We start from the raw sequence: 1,522 nt of genomic DNA, 5'->3' as shown, positions 1-1,522 counted from the left end.
ATCTCGTCCATCCGCTGGCCACCGCGCGCAGCCTTGCAGACACCATCCCCAATGCCGCCTTTGTCGAGGTGACGCCGAAGGCCACCGACAAGGAGCGTCATTTCGCCGAAATCCGCGCCGCCATCGGCAGCTTTCTCAACACAAATTTTGACAACCAGGACCAATCATGATCTCGAAATCTCTCTCCGGCCCGGCCGCCATCGCCGAACTGCCACGCGATCGCATGATCGCCGAATTCTCGCTCTGGTCTGCCAATCTTGCCAATTTCGAGAACGACTTGAAGCGCATCGAACCCTATGTCGATCTTCATCATATCGATGTGGCGGACGGTCATTTCGCCCCGTCCTTCCTGTTCTTCCCCGACCTCGTTGCCCGCATCGCCGGGCTGACGGCGAAACCCATCCACGTCCACCTGATGGTCGATGAAGCAATCGTCGAGGCGCAGACGCGCCAGTTCATCGAAGCCGGCGCCGACATGATCAGCGTCCATGCCGAGAATGGCGAAGCGGGATTGCGCGCCGTGCGGCTGGCGCGGGAGCTCGGCGCCGAGGCGGGCGTCGTGCTCAGGCTGGAGACGCCTGTGGAAGCGGTGACGGCCTTCGTCCCGGAAGTCGCCTTCGTAACGCTTCTTGGAACCGCAATCGGCGTCAAGGGACAGAGCCTGTCGGACAAGGCCTGCGACAGGCTGGGCGCTACCCGCGCTATCCTGAGAAAGGCCGGCCGTGAGGTGCAAGTGGTTCTGGCCGCCGACGGCGGCATCCGCCACGAGACCGTGCCGCTGCTGCGTGCCGCCGGCGCCGAAACCGTGGTTCTCGGTTCGCTCGCCTTCGGTGACAAGGACCTCGCCGGCCGCATCGGCTGGCTGCGCGGCTTGAAGGTCGCGGCATGACAACGGAAGCCGCCCTTGCGATCGATCTTGGCGGGACGGAGCTTCGCGCCGCCTTGGTCGACCGCGAAGGCAAGATCCTGGCATTCGCGGCGGTGCCGGCGCAGGCGCAGGCCGGTCCAGACGTGGTGATCGGCCAGATCGAGGCGCTGGCGGCGACCGTCCATGCCGAAGCCCCGGCACTGTCGGTCGTCGGCGTCGGTGTCGGTGCGCCGGGACCGCTTGATCCGCTGGCCGGCATCGCCGTCGGCCCGCCGACACTCACCGGCTGGCTGGATGTACCGCTTGCCGACATCCTCGAGCGGCGGCTCGGCCTGCCGGTCCGTCTGGAGAACGACGCCAATGCCGCGGCGCTCGGCGAATGGCGCTTCGGCGCCGGCCATGGCGCTCGCTCGCTGGTCTTTGTCACGGTGTCGACCGGCATCGGCGGCGGTGTCGTCGTCGATGGGCGCATCCTGCATGGCCGCCGTGGCCTTGCCGCCGAGATCGGTCACATGACCATCACCAATGAGGGCGAGCGTTGCGTGTGCGGCGTCATCGGCTGCTTCGAGGCCATCGCTTCGGGAACCGCGCTCGGCCGCCGCGCCAGCGCCGCCACGGCGGCCGGCGACGGCTCTGCCTTGCGGCGCCTGTCAG

The 1,522-nt window shown here is 67.2% G+C and carries 2 protein-coding genes and 1 pseudogene; all 3 read left to right on the top strand.

The window, feature by feature from the left end:
* Positions 1-170, top strand: a pseudogene (locus EN932_RS39380) (alpha/beta hydrolase); the annotation flags it as partial.
* Positions 167-889, top strand: a complete 723-nt coding sequence (locus EN932_RS35830; RefSeq protein ID WP_127370510.1) for a ribulose-phosphate 3-epimerase — start codon at positions 167-169, stop codon at positions 887-889. The pseudogene EN932_RS39380 and the gene EN932_RS35830, both read left to right, overlap by 4 nt.
* Positions 886-1,522, top strand: a 637-nt coding sequence (locus EN932_RS35825) for an ROK family protein (RefSeq protein WP_128369511.1), incomplete at its 3' end; no start/stop codon positions are given. The genes EN932_RS35830 and EN932_RS35825, both read left to right, overlap by 4 nt.

It is taken from the genome of Mesorhizobium sp. M7A.F.Ca.US.002.01.1.1 (genome assembly GCF_004022955.1).
In the GTDB taxonomy this organism is placed as follows: Bacteria; Pseudomonadota; Alphaproteobacteria; order Rhizobiales; family Rhizobiaceae; genus Mesorhizobium; species Mesorhizobium ciceri.
The sequence above is the reverse complement of the archived record's forward strand: the minus strand, read 5'-3'. Positions and strand labels throughout refer to the sequence as shown.